The organism is Streptococcus sp. SCPM-O-B-15294 (M123), assembly GCF_058200455.1.
The window spans coordinates 158,977-180,207 of the sequence record NZ_JBYQGU010000001.1; the positions used below are offsets into that span (position 1 = coordinate 158,977).

The 21,231-nt window shown below is 45.2% G+C and carries 19 protein-coding genes; 9 read left to right on the forward strand and 10 right to left on the reverse strand.

The window, feature by feature from the left end; genetic code table 11:
- Positions 1 to 21 precede the first annotated feature (21 nt).
- The 5 genes from AC3E8G_RS00650 to fni all read left to right on the forward strand — a co-directional run bounded on the left by AC3E8G_RS00650 (position 22) and on the right by fni (position 4,915).
- Positions 22 to 975: a serine hydrolase domain-containing protein gene (locus AC3E8G_RS00650; RefSeq protein ID WP_154857258.1), complete on the forward strand. Its 954-nt coding sequence runs from the start codon at positions 22 to 24 to the stop codon at positions 973 to 975.
- A gap of 120 nt (positions 976 to 1,095) precedes the next feature.
- Complete coding sequence (mvk, locus tag AC3E8G_RS00655; RefSeq protein ID WP_490676765.1) at positions 1,096 to 1,974, forward strand: mevalonate kinase; 879 nt, start codon at positions 1,096 to 1,098, stop codon at positions 1,972 to 1,974.
- Positions 1,956 to 2,906 (forward strand): diphosphomevalonate decarboxylase, encoded by a 951-nt coding sequence (gene mvaD / locus AC3E8G_RS00660; RefSeq protein ID WP_490676766.1) that lies wholly within the window; start codon positions 1,956 to 1,958, stop codon positions 2,904 to 2,906. The genes mvk and mvaD overlap by 19 nt, the downstream gene beginning before the upstream one ends.
- Positions 2,896 to 3,921, forward strand: a complete 1,026-nt coding sequence (locus tag AC3E8G_RS00665) for a phosphomevalonate kinase (protein ID WP_490676767.1) — start codon at positions 2,896 to 2,898, stop codon at positions 3,919 to 3,921. The genes mvaD and AC3E8G_RS00665 overlap by 11 nt, the downstream gene beginning before the upstream one ends.
- Positions 3,899 to 4,915 carry a type 2 isopentenyl-diphosphate Delta-isomerase gene (fni, locus tag AC3E8G_RS00670; protein ID WP_490676768.1) on the forward strand — a complete coding sequence of 339 codons (1,017 nt, stop codon included), beginning with the start codon at positions 3,899 to 3,901 and terminating at the stop codon, positions 4,913 to 4,915. The genes AC3E8G_RS00665 and fni overlap by 23 nt, the downstream gene beginning before the upstream one ends.
- A gap of 46 nt (positions 4,916 to 4,961) precedes the next feature.
- Here the strand turns inward: fni and AC3E8G_RS00675 are convergent, their stop codons facing one another.
- The 6 genes from AC3E8G_RS00675 to pflB form a co-directional block, all read right to left on the reverse strand.
- The gene (locus tag AC3E8G_RS00675; RefSeq protein WP_490676770.1) at positions 4,962 to 6,230 is read right to left on the reverse strand and encodes a hydroxymethylglutaryl-CoA reductase, degradative; all 1,269 of its coding nucleotides are present in this window, start codon (positions 6,228 to 6,230) and stop codon (positions 4,962 to 4,964) included.
- A complete protein-coding gene (locus tag AC3E8G_RS00680; protein ID WP_490676772.1) occupies positions 6,223 to 7,401 on the reverse strand; it encodes a hydroxymethylglutaryl-CoA synthase in 1,179 nt (392 codons plus the stop codon). The genes AC3E8G_RS00675 and AC3E8G_RS00680 overlap by 8 nt, the downstream gene beginning before the upstream one ends.
- 344 nt (positions 7,402 to 7,745) lie before the next feature.
- Entirely contained in the window at positions 7,746 to 7,976 is a 231-nt protein-coding gene (locus AC3E8G_RS00685; RefSeq protein ID WP_490676773.1) for a hypothetical protein, read from the reverse strand.
- 106 nt (positions 7,977 to 8,082) lie between these two features.
- Positions 8,083 to 8,550, reverse strand: a complete 468-nt coding sequence (locus AC3E8G_RS00690) for a threonine/serine exporter family protein (RefSeq protein WP_490676775.1) — start codon at positions 8,548 to 8,550, stop codon at positions 8,083 to 8,085.
- 4 nt (positions 8,551 to 8,554) lie between these two features.
- Positions 8,555 to 9,313, reverse strand: coding sequence for a threonine/serine exporter family protein (locus AC3E8G_RS00695; RefSeq protein WP_490676776.1), 759 nt, complete (start codon positions 9,311 to 9,313; stop codon positions 8,555 to 8,557).
- A gap of 140 nt (positions 9,314 to 9,453) precedes the next feature.
- A complete protein-coding gene (gene pflB, locus AC3E8G_RS00700) occupies positions 9,454 to 11,769 on the reverse strand; it encodes a formate C-acetyltransferase (RefSeq protein ID WP_048688403.1) in 2,316 nt (771 codons plus the stop codon).
- 225 nt (positions 11,770 to 11,994) lie between these two features.
- Between pflB and dinB the strand changes: the two genes are divergently transcribed.
- On the forward strand, positions 11,995 to 13,107 hold the full coding sequence (dinB, locus tag AC3E8G_RS00705) for a DNA polymerase IV (RefSeq protein ID WP_414286346.1): 1,113 nt from the start codon (positions 11,995 to 11,997) through the stop codon (positions 13,105 to 13,107).
- Positions 13,108 to 13,135: 28 nt separating this feature from the next.
- Here the strand turns inward: dinB and recD2 are convergent, their stop codons facing one another.
- The 4 genes from recD2 to AC3E8G_RS00725 all read right to left on the reverse strand — a co-directional run bounded on the left by recD2 (position 13,136) and on the right by AC3E8G_RS00725 (position 17,732).
- Entirely contained in the window at positions 13,136 to 15,571 is a 2,436-nt protein-coding gene (recD2, locus tag AC3E8G_RS00710) for an SF1B family DNA helicase RecD2 (RefSeq protein ID WP_490676778.1), read from the reverse strand.
- Positions 15,572 to 15,664: 93 nt separating this feature from the next.
- The gene (gene lepB, locus AC3E8G_RS00715; protein WP_414286348.1) at positions 15,665 to 16,303 is read right to left on the reverse strand and encodes a signal peptidase I; all 639 of its coding nucleotides are present in this window, start codon (positions 16,301 to 16,303) and stop codon (positions 15,665 to 15,667) included.
- A gap of 3 nt (positions 16,304 to 16,306) precedes the next feature.
- A complete protein-coding gene (gene rnhC, locus AC3E8G_RS00720; RefSeq protein WP_414286349.1) occupies positions 16,307 to 17,197 on the reverse strand; it encodes a ribonuclease HIII in 891 nt (296 codons plus the stop codon).
- Between the two features lie 55 nt (positions 17,198 to 17,252).
- On the reverse strand, positions 17,253 to 17,732 hold the full coding sequence (locus AC3E8G_RS00725) for a glutathione peroxidase (RefSeq protein ID WP_490676780.1): 480 nt from the start codon (positions 17,730 to 17,732) through the stop codon (positions 17,253 to 17,255).
- Between the two features lie 152 nt (positions 17,733 to 17,884).
- Here AC3E8G_RS00725 and AC3E8G_RS00730 point away from each other — a divergent pair, with 152 nt between their 5' ends.
- The 3 genes from AC3E8G_RS00730 to AC3E8G_RS00740 all read left to right on the forward strand — a co-directional run bounded on the left by AC3E8G_RS00730 (position 17,885) and on the right by AC3E8G_RS00740 (position 21,173).
- Entirely contained in the window at positions 17,885 to 18,175 is a 291-nt protein-coding gene (locus AC3E8G_RS00730) for a cell division protein ZapA (protein WP_023024429.1), read from the forward strand.
- A 10-nt stretch (positions 18,176 to 18,185) separates the two neighbouring features.
- The gene (locus AC3E8G_RS00735; RefSeq protein ID WP_414286351.1) at positions 18,186 to 18,740 is read left to right on the forward strand and encodes a CvpA family protein; all 555 of its coding nucleotides are present in this window, start codon (positions 18,186 to 18,188) and stop codon (positions 18,738 to 18,740) included.
- Positions 18,741 to 18,836: 96 nt separating this feature from the next.
- Positions 18,837 to 21,173, forward strand: a complete 2,337-nt coding sequence (locus AC3E8G_RS00740; protein WP_490676782.1) for an endonuclease MutS2 — start codon at positions 18,837 to 18,839, stop codon at positions 21,171 to 21,173.
- Positions 21,174 to 21,231: the final 58 nt, after the last annotated feature.

The window sequence follows — 21,231 nt, forward strand, 5'->3', positions numbered from 1 at the left end:
GATTGAAATGAGTGAAGAAAAATGGAAAAAATCATCCAAAAAATTCAAGAGCAAATAGGAGCAGGCATCTACCCAGGTGCCTCTCTTGCTCTCTATCAGAAGGGAAGCTGGCAGGAGTATTACTTGGGACTGGCTGATCCAGCCAAGCAAGAGCCAGTTATTGCCGGCTTGACCTATGATTTGGCCAGTGTGAGTAAGGTCGTCGGAGTTGGAACGGTTCTTGCTTTTCTGGTCCAACAAGGGAAAATCGATATCGATCGTCCCTTAGCTTCCTACTATCCGGATATGGAGCAGACAGAGGTGACCATCCGTCAGCTCTTGACCCATACTTCTGGTTTGGATCCTTTCATCCCCGGACGAGATGACTTGGATGCTGAGGGCTTAAAAGAAGCCCTGCACCGTTTGAAGCTCAAGGACAATCGCCAGTTCCACTATACAGATGTCAATTTTCTTTTATTGGGCTTTCTTCTGGAGAAGTGGTTTGGTCAGGATTTGGCCCAGATTTTTCAGGAGCAAGTTTTTACACCTTGGCAAATGAAGGAGACTACTTTTGGTCCGGTTTCTCAAGCGGTGCCAACCCTTCGTGGCGTTCCAGCTGGCGTCGTCCATGATCCGAAAGCGCGTGTACTGGGAGTCCATGCCGGAAGTGCAGGTCTGTTTTCGACCATTAGAGATATGGAAATTTTCCTGGAGCATTATTTACAGGATCCTTTTGCAGAAATCCTTTCCCAGAACTATGCTTTAGAAGAAGGAAAGACGCGCTCTCTGGCCTGGAATCTGGAAGGAGACTGGTTGGACCATACAGGTTATACAGGAACCTTCCTTCTCTATAGCCGTAAGCTCCAGTTGGCAGCTGTTTTCTTATCCAATCGGACCTATGAAAAAGATGAGCGGGCCCAATGGATCCTAGATCGGAATCAACTCATGGAGCTCATCAAAAGAGAAATGGAAGGGACCAGTAAAAATCCTTCCTAAGACGGAGAAAGAAGCGTGGTTTAGCCATCGCTTTTTTTCTTTTTTTATATTAAAATGGAAGGAGAGAAGATTGTATCTAGCAATCTATAGCAGAAAAGAATGAAGATAACTGAGAGACGTATGACGAAATCGATAGGTGTCGGCCAGGCACATAGCAAGATTATTTTAATAGGTGAGCATGCGGTTGTTTATGGCTATCCAGCTATTGCCCTGCCCCTCCTTCACATTCAGGTCACTTGTCAGATTGTACCTGCGGAGCGTCCGTGGGTCCTTTTTGAGAATGACAGCTTATCGATGGCCGTCTACGCTTCCTTAGAGTATTTGGGGATTGAGAAGGCAGCCATCGCTTGCCGGATTGACTCTATGATTCCAGCTCAGCGGGGGATGGGCTCCTCGGCTGCTGTCAGTATCGCGGCAATTCGGGCAGTCTTTGATTACTTCAAGCGAGATTTGAGCCAAGAAACCTTGGAAATCTTGGTTAATCGAGCAGAAATGATTGCCCATATGAATCCAAGTGGGCTAGATGCCAAGACTTGCCTAAGTGATCAGCCGATTAAATTCATTCGCAACGTCGGTTTTAGTGAGTTAGAAGTTGATTTGGGTGCCAAGTTGGTCATTGCAGATACAGGTATCCATGGCCATACCAAAGAAGCCATTCAAAAGGTCAAGGATTTGGGAACAGCGGCCCTTGCTAGTTTCCATGAAATCGGCCTCCTTACCGAGCAGGCAGAACAAGCTCTTGCTCAAAAAGATGTTCCCACCTTGGGACGTATCTTAACAGACTGCCATCATCATTTGCAGGCAGTGGGAGTGAGTTGTCCAGAAGCGGATCAGTTGGTGGAACTAGCCTTAGCGAGTGGAGCCTTGGGAGCCAAGATGAGCGGTGGCGGGCTCGGTGGCTGTATCATTGCCCTTGCTGCAGACCAGGAACAAGCAGAAATCATCGCAAAAGAACTAAGAAATAAAGGAGTGAAGGAGTTATGGATCGAAAGCCTGTAAGTGTAAAATCGTATGCCAATATCGCCATAATTAAGTATTGGGGCAAGGAAAACAGTGAAGCCATGGTGCCATCAACTAGTTCCATTTCCTTGACCTTGGAAAATATGTATACAGAGACGCGCCTCAGTCCTTTAGGTCCTGAGGCCAAGGCCCATGCCTTCTATATTGATGGGGTCTTCCAGAATGAAGCGGAGCAGGCCAAGATTGGAGCAGTCATCGACCGCTTTAAACCAGAAGGGGAAACAGGCTTTGTGCGGGTTGATACCAGCAACAACATGCCGACAGCTGCAGGACTTTCTTCTAGTTCCAGTGGTCTATCTGCCTTGGTAAAAGCCTGCAATCGCTATTACCAACTGGGAATGACACAGGCAGAACAAGCTCAAGCGGCTAAGTTTGCCTCCGGATCGTCTTCTCGTTCTTTCTTTGGTCCTCTAGCGGCTTGGGACAAGGATACTGGAGCAATCTACCAGGTGGAAACGGACCTCAAACTGGCGATGATTATGCTGGTGTTAAACGACCAACAAAAAATTCTTTCTAGTCGGGAAGGGATGAAGCGGTGCACGGAAACCTCTACCAATTTCCAAGAATGGATCCGCCAGTCAGCTCAGGATTACCAAGATATGCTGGCTTACCTGAAGGACAATGACTTTGAAAAAGTAGGGGAATTGACCGAACGAAATGCTCTTCTCATGCATTCTACAACCAAGACTGCTAGCCCAGCCTTCTCCTATTTGACGGATAAGAGTTACGAGGCCATGGATTTTGTCCGCTCTCTTCGTAACGAAGGGAAACGGTGCTACTTCACCATGGACGCAGGTCCGAATGTGAAGGTTCTCTGTCTAGAAGAGGATCTGGAAGAGTTGGTTTCACTTTTTGAACAAGACTACCGTATTATTGTTTCCAAGACCAAGGATCTATCCCATGAAGAATAAGAAAGCAGTTCGAGCAGGTGGGAAGTTGTATATCGCTGGGGAATATTCTATCTTAACCCCGGGACAAACAGCCATTATTCAGTTTATTCCCATTTACATGCAGGCAGAAATCCAACCAGCATCTACTTATCGGATTCAGTCGGACATGTTTTCCTTTGCGGTTGATTTGACCCCGCAGGCGGACTATGCCCTGATCCAAGAAACCGTGCATCTGATGAACGCCTACCTCCAGTCACAAGGAGTGGCACTTGCTCCCTTTGATTTAGGTATTGAGGGGAAATTTGAGCGAGAAGGTAAGAAATTCGGAATCGGCTCTAGTGGCAGTGTGGTCTTGTTGACCCTTAAAGCCATGGTAGCTCTTTATGATTTTCCCCTGTCAGCAGACTTGCTCTTTCGTTTGGCCTGTTTGGTCTTAATTCGACGTGGAGACAATGGCTCTATGGGAGACCTAGCTTGTATTGCCTATGAAGGCTTGGTTAGCTACCGCTCTTTTGACAGACGGGCACTGGCTGAGCAATTACAAGATCAGGGTCTGGACCAAGTCTTAGACCTGGATTGGGGTTATGAAATTAAGCCTCTTGCCCCTCAGTTGTCCTATACTTTTTTAGTAGGCTGGACCCAAGAACCTGCTATTTCAAGAGAGTTGATTAACCAGGTTCGTTCAGCTATTGATCCTGTTTTCTTAGAGGGGACGGAGCAGGCTGTACAAGACCTTTTAGTGGCCTTTCAAGAGGCAGATCGAGACTTGGCCTGGTCTTCTATCAGTCGGGCGAGCGACTTACTTCGATCTCTCAATGAGGTGATTTATACCAAAAAATTGGCCCAATTAAAGAGGGCAGAAGAGGGACTAGAGGTCATTGCAAAATCCAGTGGCGCTGGAGGAGGAGATTGTGGGATTGCCCTCGCATTTGAGGAGGCAGCTGCCCAAGAAATCGTCAGACGCTGGCAAAAAGCAGGGATTGCTTTATTATATGCAGAAAGGATGGGAGAGTATGACGACCAACCGAAAGGATGAACATATTCGCTTGGCCTTGGAGCAAACTCCAGGTTACAATAGCTTTGATGAGGTTGAGTTGATTCATTCCTCTTTACCAACTATCGATTTAGATGAGGTGGATTTGAAGACCCATTTTGCGGGTCGTGATTGGGACTACCCTTTTTATATCAATGCCATGACAGGTGGTAGTGCCAAGGGGGGAGAAATCAATCGAAAATTGGCTCAGGTGGCAGAAGCCTGTGGCATTCTCTTTGTGACGGGGTCCTATAGTGCAGCTTTAAAAGATCCCCAGGACAGCTCCTATCGAGTCAAGGACCTTTATCCGGATCTTCTCTTTGCGACCAATATCGGGATTGACAAACCGCTTGAACTGGGCTTACAGACGATCGAGGAGACCCAGCCTCTCTTTCTCCAACTCCATGTCAACCTCATGCAGGAGCTTCTCATGCCCGAAGGGGAACGAAGCTTTAGAAACTGGCGAGACCATTTAGCAGACTATGCAAAGCATCTACCTGTGCCGTTGGTGCTAAAAGAGGTCGGTTTTGGTATGGACGCCGGAACTATCCAAAGAGCCATCGAACTAGGTGTCAGGACCGTTGATATCTCTGGTAGAGGCGGGACCAGTTTTGCCTATATCGAAAACCGTCGGGGAGGCAATCGTTCCTATCTCAATGACTGGGGACAAACAACAGTCCAAGCCCTGCTTGGGGCTCAACCACTGATGGATCAGGTCGAGGTTCTCGCCTCTGGTGGCGTTCGTCATCCTTTGGATATGATCAAAGCACTGGTTCTAGGAGCCAAGGGGGTCGGTCTTTCTCGGACCATCTTAGAATTGGTCGAGACACAGCCGATTGAAGAGGTCATCGCCCAAGTCAATGCTTGGAAGGAGGATTTACGCCTGATCATGTGTGCTCTTTCTTGTCAGACACTTGCTGATTTGAGAAAGGTTCCCTACCTTCTTTATGGCCGCGTAAAAGAAGGATACGAACAAATATCCTCTACCCATGATTAACTTGAAGAAACTAGCAAAAATCCCTCCGTTTGCACGGAAGGATTTTTTACTTGCTTTGACGAATGTTCTCTAAAACAGCTTGGGCTTTTTCCAGGTTAAAGGGTTTGTCTTCTAGCAGGGCTTGGACCACTTGAGCTACCTCTGACGGACTAGCGCCAGCAAGTAGGGTGAGTGACTTAGCCTGGAGTTTCATATGCCCATGCTGAATACCGGTGCTGACCAAGGCCTTAAGCGCTGCAAAGTTTTGAGCCAGGCCAACGGAAACAATGATCCGCGCAAGAGTTTGGGCTTCGGGATTTCCAAGTAGGTCATGAGCCACTTGGACACTTGGATTGAGTCCTATGGAGCCTCCCTTGGTAGCGATAGGCATGGGAAGAGTCAGCTGGCCTTCTAGGACTTGCTGATCTGGATGAGCTATCCAGTTAGATAGTCCTTGAGCTTGTCCAGATCGACTAGCATAGGTATGGCCGCCTGCTTCAATCGCCCGCCAGTCATTCCCAGTTGCCAAGACGACAGCATCGATGCCATTGAAAATTCCCTTGTTGTGAGTGGCTGCTCGATAAGGATCAACAGCTGCCAATTGGCTGGCCAGAGCCATTTTCTGAGCAATTTCAGCCGCTTCCTTGGGATCGCGACTGAGGAAGCGGTAGTCTATGTGACAACTTGCAGTGACCAGGGCATCTGTCGATAGGTTAGACAGAATGGCCATTAATCCCTGCCCCTCGGATAAATCTTCTAAAGGGTTGACCAGGGCTTCTAGCATGGTATTGAGCATGTTGGCTCCCATGGCCTCTTTGGGATCAACAGACAGGTAGCAGATGAGAAAGTCCCCTTTCACCTCCGTCCAGAGATCTCGTGCCCCACCTCCCCGTTTAACAATGGAAGGATAGGCTTGATTGGCCAGTTGGAGCAGTTCTTCCTTAGCTTCTGCAATCGCCTGACTGGCCTTTTCTTTATGGCTAACGTCATAAAGAGCTACTTGACCGATCATTTGACGCTTGTGAACCTGGGTCTGAAACCCACCTGAGCGCTTGATTAGTCCAGCAGCGTAAGAAGCAGCAGCGATGACAGAGGGTTCTTCCGTCACCATTGGGACTTGGATTTCCTGACCATCTACCTGGAAGCCAGGAGCCAGACCAAAGGGTAAAGCCAAGGTGCCGAGGACATTTTCGACCATTTCATTGGCAAGAGAAAGGGGCAATGTGTCATTGTCCCTTACTGTTTGTAGACCTTCTTCTGAAAGGAGTCCGGCCTGAGCTAGTTTCTCGATGCGCTCTGCTGGACTTGCTTTTGAAAAACCAGTTAATTTAACCATGTTGTTCTACCTTTACATAGGTTCGTTGGTGTTCGTTGATTTCTGATAAGGCATAGGTTTGATCTTGGTAACCTTGGAAGGTTTGATTACCTTCAGCATCTAATTGTGCCTCTTCGAAGAAGATCTTCTCATATTCAGCAATCGTAAGAGTTTTTCGCTGATCCAATTCTGCCATACGATTTGGATGGAGCATTTGCTCAAATCCTTCGACTAAGTGAGCACTAAAAATCTCAGCGACTGCACCACTTCCATATCCATAGAGGGCGATGCGGTCGCCAGCCACTAGTTGAGGCTGATTCTCTAAGAGAGAAAGCAAACCTAGGAAGAGGGAGCCCGTATAGATATTCCCAACCTTTTGACTGTAGAGAATGGATTGTTCAAAATTGTATTGCAATTGGGCTTGTTTCTCAGGAGAAAGAGACTTGTCAAGAATCTTTTTTAAGCCCTTGAGGGCGAGCTTAGGATAAGGCAGGTGGAAGCAGACCGCCGCAAAATCATCCAAGGTTAAACCAGTCCGTTTTTGATACTCTGTCCAAGTTGTTTTCAGGCAATCCAAGTACTGTTGGGTCGAATAAATCCCGTTGACAAAGGGTGTACTGGAGTAGTTGGGACGCCAGAAATCCATGACGTCACGGGTCTGAGCTACATTATCATCATTAAAGGCTAGGATACGTGGGTTCTGCGTCACTAGCATAGCGACAGATCCAGCTCCTTGAGTCGGTTCTCCAGGGGTGTCGATCCCATATTTTGCAATATCGCTGGCAATGACCAAGACCTTGCTCTGTGGGAACTTTTCAACATGAAGTTTAGCATAGTCCAAAGCGGCCGTTGCAGCATAGCAGGCTTCCTTCATTTCAAAGCTCCGAGCAAAGGGTTGGATTCCCAGAAGTCCGTGAACGAAAACAGCAGCAGCCTTACTCTGATCAATTCCTGACTCGGTCGCTAAGATGACCATATCGATTTCTTCTTTTTCTTCTTCGGTTAAAATACTATGGCTGGCACTTGCTCCAAGTGTGACGATATCCTCTGTAATAGGGGCAATACTCAGTTCTTTCAATAAGAGCCCTTTACTGAGTTTTTCTGGATCAGTATTTCGAGCAGCCGCTAGCTCACTTAAGCGCAAGACATACTGGCTGGTCGCAAATCCAATCTTATCAATACCGATTGTCATAAATAACCTCTTTTAATTTGATATCTACTAGTATATTTCGTTACTATTTTACCATATTTGAGAGCAAAACTCCCTTGAAAAAGCCAGAACAGTCTGGAAATCATTCTTAGGACCGAGTTGGGCAAGGGGATTTTTTGAAAAAAAGAGGACGAAAAACAAAAGAGAGTGGGACATAAATCGGTAATTCGTTAGAATTCGATTTCGTCGTCCCACCTCCGCACAGTTGAGTAGGGCTGTAAAAGCTGATGAAATCAGCGTAGTAGAGCCCACTCAACCACTGCGTCTTGCTCGACAATCCAAAAACAATTGAGAGGCTAGGACTTTTGTCCCAGCCTTTTCAACTCTTATGCTTGCTTATCTTTCTTAGGGTTACTCATAACCCGTATGAAGAGTTCTTTGCATTTGTCTCTTAGAACATTTTCGTAGAAGACGAGTATAGCGATGTCCGCAATCAGAAAGATCAAGGTCAGATAGAACAAGTCAAATGAATTGCGGGCATAGTAAGTCGCTGATAGATAGGAGGAGAAGGCTCCTAGAATCACCCAAGGAAGATACTTGATATACTTGTTTAGCATCGTACAGTACCTCACATACTTTAAAGGATTTGTTTTTTCACTATCATTGTACTCCTTTTAAATAAAAATGCAAGCGATTACATATATAAGTTTTGAAAAACCAATGCTAGTTGGCATTGGTCATTTTTCTTTTTTGATGGCGTTGGTAAGAATGGTAGAGTTTCAAGACAACAGACCCGCTAGCCATCCCGATAGAGATGACCAAGGCTAGAATAACAACCAAGGTCACACTGGTCATGGCTTGCCGATATTGGCCGCTAACAAAGAAGGAGGTGGTCCGATAGGAAATATATCCAGGAACCAAGGGAGCAAGAATAGCCAGCATAAAGACAACGACAGGCGTCTTGTAGATAATACTTAAAATTTGACTGATACAAGAACCCACAATCGCTGCAATAAACGTCGCGATAATAACATTGGTAGGTCCTTTCAAGATATAGTAGAGCAACCAAATAGCCATTCCTAGAACTCCTCCAGGGATTAACATGGAACGTTGCACGTTGAGGACGATTAAAAAGGTAATGATGGCAATCAAACTCGCCACGGCTTGGATTAAAAATTCAATTAGATTCATGATTCTATTTCATAAGGACAAGAGCGACGGTCGTTCCGGCACCAAGGGCAAGGGTAATGAGCAGGGTTTCAAAGAGTTTACTCATCCCAGAGTTGAGGTGGTTGTTCATCAGATCCCTTACGGCATTGGTCATAGCAATCCCAGGAACGAAAGGCATGACACAACCGGCAATAATGAGATCAGTATTGGAAGGAAAACCACTATATTGAGACCAAATATGGGCCAAAAAGCCAAAGACAAAGGCTGCCGCAAAAGCAGTGGCAAAAGGGATGCGCACGTATTTCTCAACTACTAGAGAGAAAGCAAAGGCAAAGACGGTCGCAATACCTGCTCCTATCGCATCATAAAAATTCCCGCCAAACATAATGGAGAAAAAAGGGGCACTAAGAGTAGCCGCGATGGTTAACTGGAGATTGGTATAAGGAACTGCTTTCTGCTTCAATTGGCTCAAGGCTTGGTAGGCTTCTTCGAGATCGATGTGCCCAGAGACTAATTGGCGAGAAATCTGATTGACATCACAGACCTTCTCGATATTGTAATTGGTCCGCAGGATCCGCTTCATCCGTGTGATATTGGCGTTTTCGATTGAAAAGAAAATAGCGACTGGCATCGCTAAGGCATTGCAATCATCGATTCCTTGAGAATGAGCAATCCGGATCATGGTATCCTCCACCCGATGGATTTCAGAACCGCTCTCTAAAAGGAGGGTTCCTGCCAACATGAGGACGTCAATCACGCGGTCCATATCTTTAGACGCTTCCATTGTTCTTCCTGTTCTGTTAATAGATTGTCTCCATTATATCAAAATTTCACTGATTTGTACTAGTGTTACCACGGATTTAGCCAAGACAGGGCGAGAAAAAACCAGCCGTTTCCGACTGGTTTGAAAAATCTATTTGAATCTTAGCTCAATGCATCATCCATAGAAAGAACTTCGTGGAAGACACGTTGTGTCAATTCAGTTTTTTGTTCTGGAGTGAGGTATTTAGTGTTTACACAGTATCCAGAAATACGTACGATAACATCTTCACCGCTCATGATCTTTTCGTAAACGTCTGACAAGTCCATAACGTTCAAGTTAACGTGTTGTCCACCGTTTTCGAAGTATCCATCAAGGATAGTTACCAAGTTGTCTACTTGTTCGTCACGAGTTTTACCAAGAGCACGTGGTGATACTTGAGTTGTCAATGAGATACCGTCAGCTGCGTAACCAAAGTCAAGGCTAGCAAGTGAGTTCAAGTTTTGCAACCATCCACCTTTAGCTTTGTTAGATGGGTTAGCACCTGGTGAGAAGAATTCCAATTTGCTTGTGTTCACAGAACCATCTTCGTTGAGGTATACCCCTTTGTGGACTGGTGAGTTACCAGTTTGTTTAGAGTAAGCAACGTTAGAAGTGATAGTCAAAAGTGAAACTGTAGCTTCTGCATTCTTGTAAAGTTTGTGGCTGCGAAGACGAGTAGTGTAAGCTTCGATCAACCATTCTGCCAATTCGTTAGAACGTGGGTCATCTTCACCCCAACGTGGGTATTCACCGATTGTTTCGTAATCGTAGATGTAGCCATCTTCGTCACGGATTGGTTTAACAGTAGCGTATTTGATTGCTGACAATGTATCAACAGTGTTAGCGAATCCACAGATACCGAATCCCATGTTTGCGCGTTGGTGAGTTGGCAAGAAGGCCATTTGAACAGCTTCGTAGTTGTACTTATCAGTCATGTAGTGGATGATGTTCAAAGCATCTACGTAAGTATCTGTCAACCAGTCAAGTGATTTTTCGAAGTTTGCTTTAACAGATTCGAATTCAAGAACTTCGTCACGGATAGGATCGATGTCAAATACTTTGTAGTCTTTATGAACGTCGTCGTAACCACCGTTCAAACCAGTAAGAAGAGCTTTAAGAACGTTAACACGAGCACCGAAGTACTGGATGTTGTGGCGTTGTTCTTCGTTTTCTGGGTCAAGTGGAGATACACAACATGAGATACAGCTCATTTCACCGTATCCGTCTTTAGCCATAGTAGTTACACCTTCGTATTGGATAGAAGAGTGTTTGTGGCTCATGTGCATACAGTAGCGACGGAAGCTGTATGGCAATTTGTCAGTCCAAAGAACTGTCAAGTTTGGTTCTGGAGAGTTACCGATGTTGTCCAAAGTGTTCAAGAAACGGAAGTCCATCTTAGTAACACGGTGACGTCCGTCGTTACCCATACCAGCCATAGAAGTTGTGATGAAGGTTGGGTCACCTGAGTACAATTGGTCGTAAGCTTTTGTACGAGCAAATTTAACTGTACGAAGTTTCATAACGAAATCATCAACGAATTCTTGGATTTCAGATTCAGTGTAAGTACCACGAGCCAAGTCACGTTCAGCGTAGATATCCAAAACGATTGGCACACGTCCAAGAGAAGTAGCAGCACCGTTGATCACACGGCAGACAGCCATGAAGGCGATGTTTGTCCATTGGATTGCTTCTTTTGTATCGAAGGCAGGACGACGTACGTCTACACCATAAAGGTCACCCAATTTAACAACTTCTTGAAGTGCTTGGTATTGAAGGTTTACTTCTTCACGAAGACGGATTGATTCTTCATCGATTTCAGTAATCGCGTTCCAGTCGTTTGCTTTTTCAGCCATCAAGTAGTCAGCTCCGTAAAGGGCCAAACGAGCATAAACCCCGATGATACGTCCACGTGAGTATGCATCTGGAAGACCAGTTACAGTGTGAGCGTGACGTGCACGACGGATGTTTGTAGTATAAGCACGGAAAATACCGTCGTTAACTGTTGTTACATATTTAGTGAAGATTTCATGCACAGCTGGATCTGGTTCATATCCATTTTCTTTCAAAGTAGTTTCCGCCATACGGATACCACCACGAGGCATGAAGTTCAATTTGAACAATTCATCGTTTTGGATACCGAAGATGACTTCATTTTCTTTGTCGATGTATCCAGCTGCGATATCAGCGATAGAAGTTGGACGAGTATCGTATGGGAAACGAGTTTCTTCGTAGTGTGCTTTTGTTTCTTCAACAATCTTCTTGATGTGAAGAGAACGTTCAGTTGGTCCAGCTAGGAAGCTTTCGTCTCCATCATAAGGAGTGTAGTTAGCTTGTACAAAGCGTGAGACGCTGGCTCTTTCTTTCCAGTCTTCCCCTTGGAAGCCTTCCCAGGCTTTGTCAAAAATGTCTTGTGCTTCAACAACTGTTTTAACAACCATGTTTAAATCCTCTTATATCTTTCTAGCAACAAATCTGTTGCACTTACAATAGTAGTATACCACATAGAAATCGGTTTCACAAAGGGAATAACAAAAAGATTTTGGATTCTTTTATAATACAGAAAGGCATATATGGATAAACTGTATTATATTTTTGTCTTGGGAGAGGTGAAAATTAGTAGGAAAAAATCGGTGATAGGGATATAATGAAAGAGGAGGTTGCCCATGCTCATATTTCCTTTAGTAAATGATACGAGTCGTAAGATCATTCATATCGATATGGATGCCTTTTTTGCGTCCGTTGAAGAGCGCGACCATCCTGAATTGAAGGGAAAGCCTGTCATCATTGGCCATGATCCTCGTTTGTCTGGCGGAAGAGGAGTGGTATCGACCTGCAATTACGAAGCCAGAAAGTATGGGGTCCATTCGGCTATGAGTTCCAAAGAGGCCTATGAACGGTGTCCTCAGGCAGTGTTCATCCCTGGTAACTACGAGAAGTATCAGGCAGTCGGTCTCCAAGTCAGAGAAATTTTTAAACGCTATACCGATCTGATTGAGCCCATGAGCATTGATGAAGCCTATCTGGATGTGACCAACAATAAGCTTGGTCTTCAGTCTGCTGTCAAAGTAGCCCGCTTGATTCAGCATGATATTTGGAATGAATTGCACTTAACTGCTTCTGCCGGAGTTTCCTACAATAAGTTTCTAGCAAAAATTGCCAGTGATTACCAGAAACCTCGGGGACTGACCGTCATTTTACCCGAGCAAGCTCAAGATTTTTTAAGTCAGCTAGATGTAGCTAAGTTTCATGGTGTGGGAAAACGGACAGTGGAGCGACTTCATGATTTGGGAATTTATACAGGTGCAGATCTCTTAGAAGTGCCGGAAATGACTCTCATCGATCACTTCGGTCGCTTTGGTTTTGATCTCTATCGAAAGGCTCGGGGAATTCATAATAGTCCGGTTAAGAGCAATCGCATTCGTAAGTCCATTGGGAAGGAACGCACCTATCGAAAATTGTTGGTGGCCGAGGATGATGTGCTAAAAGAACTAGCCAACCTATCTGAAAAGGTAGCGAGCAGTTTGGCCAAGCATCAGAAAATCGGCAAGACCTTGGTGCTCAAGATTCGTTATGCCGATTTTACGACCTTGACTAAGAGACGAAGTTTAGAGGAAGCAACCAGAGACCCTGAAGTCATTCAGAGAGTGGCCCAGGAGCTCTACCAGAGTCTAGAGAGTAATCCCTCAGGTATTCGCCTTTTAGGGGTGACCCTCACTAATTTTTCTTCCGAGTCTCAGGAATTCCATGAAGGATCTCTAATAGAAGAAACCCCGTAGGTATACTTGACCTACGGGGAATTTTTTACTAATTTTTAAAGAAGTTCTGAATATCTTCCTCTGTGAGGCCGATCATGGGATCAATGCTTAAGTAATTGTCCTCTGTTAATCGATAGCTTCGCTGAGAAGGTTGGGAATCAGGTGAGTCGGAGTGGTTTTCAACTGAGACAGGCTCCCTTTGGGGCTCTGTTTTTTTTATGGGCTCTTCCAGGTGGACAGGGCTCTGTGAGGCAGAGTCTCTACCTTGAGGGGTCCCATCCGAAAAACGCTCAATCAGAAAGGTTTTGCGAGCAGTTCCAGTATTCCTTGTCGCAAAGTCAAATGCGGTGTATTCTCCTAGGAGAATAAGCTTGCTTTTGGAACGGGTGATGGCCGTGTAGATCAGATTGCGTTGGAGCATGCGCCGACTCTGATTGGTCAAGGGCAGAATGACCACAGGAAATTCGCTTCCCTGTGATTTGTGGATGCTCATAGCATAAGCCAGGCGAATCTTGTACCATTCATTGCGGGGGTAGACCAATTCATTGCCATCAAATTGGATGGTGAGTTCATCTTGCTTGGATTCGGTATACTTAGCTGGCAAAAGGTCGGTGATGTAGCCAATATCTCCGTTAAAGACATTGCTTTCAGCATCATTGACCAGGTGGATGACCTTGTCACCATTTCGATACTGGCAATCCAATGCTTGAAAGAATAGAGCATCTGTTTCTAATGGATTGAGAAGCTCTTGCATGAGACTGTTTATTTGATCAATACCTGCAGAACCTCGATACATCGGAGCGAGGACCTGGATGTCTCGAGCCGGAATGCCGTTGCGAAGGGCAGCGCTGGTAATTTTTTCAATCATGGGAGCGATGAGCTCACTCGGCGCTTCAAAGTAGGAACGATCAGGTTTTTTCTCTGTGAAATCAGGAGGCAGTTGGCCTTTGCGAATCTGACTGGCCAAAGTGACGATGGTCGAATCCTCACTTTGACGGAAGATGTGTTCCAGTTTGACTTGAGGAATGCTTGGAATCTGTAGGAGATCGGACAGGACTTGTCCAGGACTCACAGAAGGGAGTTGATCCGCATCACCAACGATTAAGAGTTTGGTATTGGAGGAGATGTTGCTGAGGAGCTGATTGGCCAGCCAAGTATCCACCATAGAGAATTCATCGACAATGATAAAATCCGCATCGAGATAATCGTCCAAGTGACTCGTGTCGTCGTCTCCCGTCATTCCTAAGTGACGATGAATGGTGGCGCTCGGAAGACCCGTCAGTTCACTCATTCGACGGGCTGCTCGACCGGTTGGAGCAGCTAAGAGGATTGGTAATTGAGATTTCTTGCGAAGGTCTAATTGGTGCAGGCGGGCATAGGTCCCGATGATCCCATTGATAACAGTTGTTTTCCCCGTTCCTGGTCCACCTGTAAGGACAAAGACCTTTTGCTGGATGGCTTCTTGGATAGCCTTCCGTTGGATGGGGTCGTAGTGAATGTGGAGTTCATCTTCAATGTCATCAATCGTTTGTTCGATTTTTTCTGGGTCGAAAGATTCTTGCTTTCCTTTTTCTAGCAGGCGACCGATATGGCTTCGGATCCCTTCTTCTGCAAAGAAGAGGCTGTTGTTGAAAATCTTAGTGTCAATGTTTTGCACCTTGTCTTCTTCGATGAGACTGGCCAATTCTTGGGCGACGCTGGCTGGATCGAGCTCGACTGGACGAGAAGCTTCTAAGAGTTGGATGGTGGCTTGGAGCAATTCTTTGGCTTCAACGTAGGTGTCGCCTGTTTCTAAGGAGAGGGTTAAAAGACTATGAGCCAGTCCAGCTCGGAAGCGTTCAGGAGCATCACTGGCAATCCCTAATTCTTCTGCTAATTGGTCAGCAATCTTAAAGCCCATTCCTTGAATATCTTCGACCAGTTGATAAGGAGCCGATTCGACGATTTGCAAGGTTTCTTCCTTGTAGAAATCTTGGATTTGGAAGGCTAGTTTATTAGGGATGCCATAGTTAGCAAGTTGGGCGAGGACCCGTTCCGTACCATAGTTGAGCTGTAGTTTTTCGACAAAGGCCTCGCGATTCTTTTTAGAAAGTCCGGAGATAGAGGCTAGCTTTTCAGGTGCTTGCAGAATTTTATCAATGGTATCCTCGCCATAGAGATCCACGATTTTTTGGGCCGTTTTGAGTCCGATACCTTTAAAATGATCACTAGAAAAGTATTTCACCAAGCCTTTGCTTGTGGGTTTGGCTCGTTCATAGCGATTCATTTGCAACTGTTGGCCATATTTCGGATGATGGACCAGTTCTCCCCAGAAGGTATAATCTTCTCCTTCGACGATATCTGCCATCGTTCCAGTAACGATAATTTCAAAGTCATCATAGTCCTCTGCATCTGTATCATTGATATCCAACAATAAGATCCGGAAAAAACTACTTTGATTTTCAAAAATGACCCGCTCAATGGTTCCTGAGAAATAGTATTCCATGCAGAGTTTCCTTTTAAGTAATGGTCTGAGAGAGTTTATCTCTCACGAAGATATTGAAAGAGATTGGAACAAGAGTCCCAACCTCATCATGGGTTAATACGTCTGGAATGGAAGGAGTGGCCAAAGGCGAAGAACGGCTTCTCCTTTGATTTGTTCCTTCTTGAAAGCCCCCACCTGGCGGCTATCTTTTGAGACGATCCGATCATCTCCAAGGAGGAGGTATTCGTCGTTTTTCAGTGTTATAGAGAAGGTGGCATTTCCATCTTTATCAACGGTGAAAGCTTCGGCTATCTGTGCCATTTGGCGGAAGAGCTCTCCATTTTCTTCGAATCCTTTTCCAGAATAGGTTGACTGCAATTTATCTTCTTTAAATTTTTGAATGTAGTCTTTCAAGTAAGGCTCGTCAGTTTCTTTGCCGTTGATATAGAGGACATCGTTTTTGTACTCGATGGTTTCTCCAGGAAGTCCAATGACCCGTTTCACGATTTCTTTGGTTTTACCATTCTCTGTTTCACTAGCGACCACAATATCAAAACGGTCGACAGGTAGTTTGTTGATAACGAGAAGGTATTCGCTATCTGCCAAGGTCGGATCCATAGAATGGCCATCGACACGGACAGGCGTCCACAGATAAATACGAGAGAGAATAATGCCCCCAATAATGAGGCCAAAGAGTGCCCATTCTTTCAGGAAAGAAAGGACAGGATTAGTTGGTTTTTTTGAACGTTTCATGCTTTATCTTTCTATCAATTTTTTTGCTTTTTCTGTATTCTTAAAATGAAGTTTGGCACTGTAGTCAAGGGCTTGAATACCATAGGTCTGTAATAGTTGAGCAGCTACCTTGTCTGAAGGCGTACCAGCTCCACTAGGAAGGGTGTAGCCGAGTTCTTGACTCAAATCTTCCAGATTTTGGAGGAAGAGGTCACGGGCAATAATGGAACTCACAGCTACCGCCATGTATTTTCCTTCGGCCTTCTCTTCTAGGGTGACGACTTGTGGGACCTGATTCGCTTCTGCTTGAACATAGCGATCATAGTTTTTTTTGGTCGTAAAGGCATCCACCACAATCTTTTGAGCTTTTGCACCTTGTTGCAAGAGCAAATAAATAGCTTGATTGTGAAGGGCAACTTTGACAGATACTGCATTGTAGCCAGAGGCGATGACCTGATTGTATTTTTTAGGTGTCAGCAGTAAGGCCTGATGCGGGATTTCTTTTTTGAGGATTGGTGCGAGAGCTCGAATTTTTCGATCATCTAAGGTTTTAGAATCCCCAACACCTAGACTTTTTAAGCGGGCATGTTGCTTCGGGCTGACCAGTGAAGCCACGACGGCAAGCCCTCCAAAGTAAGAGCCATTTCCAACTTCATCCGTTCCGATTAAGGGGAAGTCTTGTCCGGCAAATGCTTGGTCTATCGGATCTTGTTGGTAACCGAAGAAGGCAGCATAGCGCGTCGCCTGACTACCTTGGAGGACAACCTTTCCTGATGTGTAAATCGAAATGGTTGCACCAGGTGCCTTGAAAAAATAATGGATATAAGGATTTTTTGAAGGTAGTAGGTGGTCTTGGTGCTGACGAACAAATGCTTGGATGTCCTCGTTTTGAGGGGACAATGTAATTGTTTCCATAGCCCTTATTGTATCATAAAAGCTAGATGAAAGGCCAGAAAAAGACCAGTCGAATTTAGTCTGAAAGAACTTCTTTTAGGCTTGTTTCAATTGCTTGAGGATCGGTTTTTGAAGAGAAGCGGTGGATGACTTGGCCTTGGCGATCGATCAATAATTTGGCGAAATTCCATTCAATGCGGGAGCCCAAGGGACCACTAGCTTGTTCTTTTAACCATTGGTAGAGGGGGCTGGCTTCTTTCCCATTGACTTTTATTTTTGCGAAACGTGGGAAGCTAGTTTGGTAATGGAGGCTACAAAATTGATTAATCTCCTCCGCACTACCCGGTGCTTGGCCCATAAATTGATTGCATGGAAAGTCAAGGATTTCAAATCCTTGGTCATGGTAGCGTTCATAGAGTTCTTGCAATCCCTGGTATTGAGGCGTCAGACCGCAACCAGTTGCTGTGTTGACGATGAGGAGTACTTGGCCTCGGTATGATTCGAGGGAGAAGGGGCTCCCATCTTGGGCCATTACGGTGAAATCATAGATAGTCATTTTACACGTCCTTTCCTACTTTCTCTATTGTATCACGCTTGAGTCGAAAAAAGTTAAACCGTGGCCCTAGTGTCCGGTATTTCCTATGGGAAGGGGATTTTCCTACTGACAAGCGGGCTAGATTTTGATATAATATCGTGAGGTGATTTTTTATGTCCAGCTTAAATAGATACAAATTTACTTTCGGTAATAAATCGCTGACTCTTACAACTAATCATGATAATCTCTTTATGGAAGAGGTTGAACGGGTCGCGAAAGAAAAATATGAAGCTATTAAAGAACAAATGCCAGCTGCTGATGATGAGACCCTGGCCATTTTACTAGCAATCAATAGTTTGTCAACACAATTGAGTCGTGAGATTGAGTTTGACGATAAGGAAAAAGAATTGGAAGATTTCCGTCGCAAGGCCCTAGATGGCCTGGTCGGTAGATCATCTAATTAAGGGGAGTTGCATGATTTCAATCCTGATTTTATTCATCCTAGCTTGGAGTTTTTATATTGGGTATTCACGAGGGATTTTGCTTCAAGGATATTATTTTTTAACCATGATTGTGGCCATGTTGGTCGCAGGATCAGGCTATCAGTCCTTGGCAAAAACCATTAGTCTATGGATCCCATTTTCGAGTGCAACACAAGCTTCAAAAAACTATTTTTATGGTGCAGATCAACTCTTTCACTTAGACAAAGTTTTTTACGCCGGTTTAGCTTATTTCATCTTGTTTGTTTTAGTCTATGCGATGGGTCGAGTGATTGGACTCTTTATTCCCTTGATTCCAACGCCTGAAAAATGGGAGGAGTATCCGTTTCAGATTGCCAGTGGTGTGTTAGCTGTTCTAGTAACCTACTTTGTTCTGCAAATGGGATTCACGATTTTATCAACCATTCCCATGGCAGCCATTCAAGATCGACTCCATGGAAGTTTCCTCATTCGATTTATGGTGCAGCATAGCCCCCTTACAGCAGGCCTCTTGAAACAACTTTGGGTTGTAAAGATCTTAGGTGTGTAATCACTTCTCATCATGTCTAACAGTTCATGAGAGTTATTATAGAAAGGAAGGGGAGGCTTAGACCAAAATTAGCCTCCTTTTCTGTTGTGGAGAAACATGAATCAAAAAATTCTCGAAACCTTAGAGTTTCAAAAAGTCAAAAACTTAGTAGAACCTTATTTGCAAACGGAGCAGGGCGAAGTGGAGTTGCAGGAATTAGCTCCACTTGCCAAAAAAGAAGCAATTGAAACCGCCTTTCTTGAAATGGCGGATATGGCTCAGATCTTTGTGGAGCATCCGCACTTTAGCGTGCCCACCATCCAAGAAATTCGTCCAGTAACCAAACGTTTAGAACTAGAAACATCGCTCAATATCGATGAATTGTTAGCGGTGAAGAAAGTCCTGCGCGTGACCCATGAATTGCGAAATTTTTATGATGAATTAGAAAATGTCCGCTTGGAAAAACTGGATCGGATATTTGAAAATCTAGTCGACCTTCCACAGTTGCAGGGAAGTCTCCATGCCATTAATGAGGCAGGATTTATTGAAAACTTTGCCAGTGAAACCTTGGCCAAAATTCGTCGGCGTATTCAAGAGAATGAACACCAAGTGCGAGACATTCTACAAGAATTGTTGAAGACCAAGTCCGAAATGCTGGCTGATCAGGTCGTAGCGAGTCGGAATGGACGAAATGTCTTGCCAGTCAAAAACACCTACCGCAACCGGATTGCCGGTGTGGTGCACGATATTTCAGCCAGTGGAAATACCGTCTATATCGAACCTCGAGCGGTCGTCAATCTTAATGAAGAAATTGCCAACCATCGTGCAGATGAACGCTTCGAGATGCTCCGGATCTTGGAAGAAATTTCAAACCTCCTTCGTCCTCATGCGGGGGAAATCCGGAACAATGCTTGGCTGATCGGTCATATTGACCTCGTTCGGGCCAAACATCGCTTTTTACAGGACCGGAAAGGGACTATTCCAACCTTATCAGATCAAGGGGAGATTCAGCTCTTGCAGGTGCGCCACCCCTTGATTGAGAAGGCTGTTCCCAATGATATCCACTTTGGTAAAGACCTCACAGAGATTGTGATTACCGGACCAAATACGGGTGGGAAGACCATCATGCTCAAGACCTTGGGACTAGCCCAATTAATGGCCCAGTCAGGATTACCAATCCTAGCGGACGCTGGGAGTAAGGTGGCTGTCTTCACACAAATCTTCTCTGATATCGGGGATGAGCAGTCGATCGAGCAAAGCTTATCTACCTTCTCCAGTCACATGACCAATATTGTCTCTATTTTGGAGCAGGTCGATGAGGAATCCTTGGTCTTGCTGGATGAGTTGGGAGCTGGAACGGATCCTCAGGAAGGAGCTTCACTGGCGATCGCCATCCTAGAAGATCTCCGCTTACGAGGGATCAAGACCATGGCAACCACCCACTATCCAGAACTCAAAGCCTATGGGATTGAGACTCTTGGTGTCCAAAATGCCAGCATGGAATTTGATACGGACAGCCTGCGTCCGACCTATCGATTTATGCAGGGGGTACCAGGACGTTCCAATGCCTTTGAAATCGCGCGTCGTCTAGGCTTGTCAGAAGTGATTGTTCGTCAAGCGCAGGGGTTGACCAATCAGGATCGAGATGTCAACCGCATCATTGAAAAGTTAGAAGCTCAGACCCTAGAAAGTCGCAAACGCCTCGAATCCATCCGAGATGTCGAACAGGAAAATCTGAAATTCAACCGCGTCCTCAAGAAATTGTACAATGAGTTGACCCGAGAGCGGGAAACAGAGCTCAACAAGGCGCGTAAAGAAGCGCAAGAAATTGTAGATCTTGCTCTAGCAGAAAGCGACCAGATTTTGCAAGGTCTCCATGCCAAATCGCAACTCAAGCCCCATGAAATTATTGAAGCCAAGTCTCAGTTGAAGAAATTGGCCCCAGAAACGGTCGACCTATCGAAAAACAAGGTCTTGAAACAGGCTAAGAAAGCCCGTGCTCCAAAAGTCGGAGACGAGATCTTGGTCATCAGCTATGGACAAAGAGGAAGTCTTACCAAGCAGCTCAAGGATGGTCGCTGGGAAGCCCAAGTGGGTCTGATCAAGATGACCTTGGAAGAAAAAGAATTTAATCTGTTAAAAGCTGACAAAGATGCTTCACAACCGAAAAAACGCCAGGTCCACGTCGTCAAACGTTCCAATGCCAATGGACCTCGGGCTCGCTTGGACCTTCGTGGCAAACGGTATGAGGAAGCCATGGAAAAATTGGACAGCTTTATCGACCAAGCCCTTCTCAATAATATGGCCCAAGTCGATATCATCCACGGTATCGGAACAGGGGTCATCCGGGAAGGAGTTACCAAGTACCTCCGTCGCAATAAGCATGTCAAAAGCTTCGAGTACGCTCCTCAAAATGCAGGAGGAAGCGGAGCGACAATTGTGACCTTTAAATAAGCAAAGAGTCAGTCGTGCCTTTTAATCAGGCACGCTTTTTGCTATAATACAGTCAGTT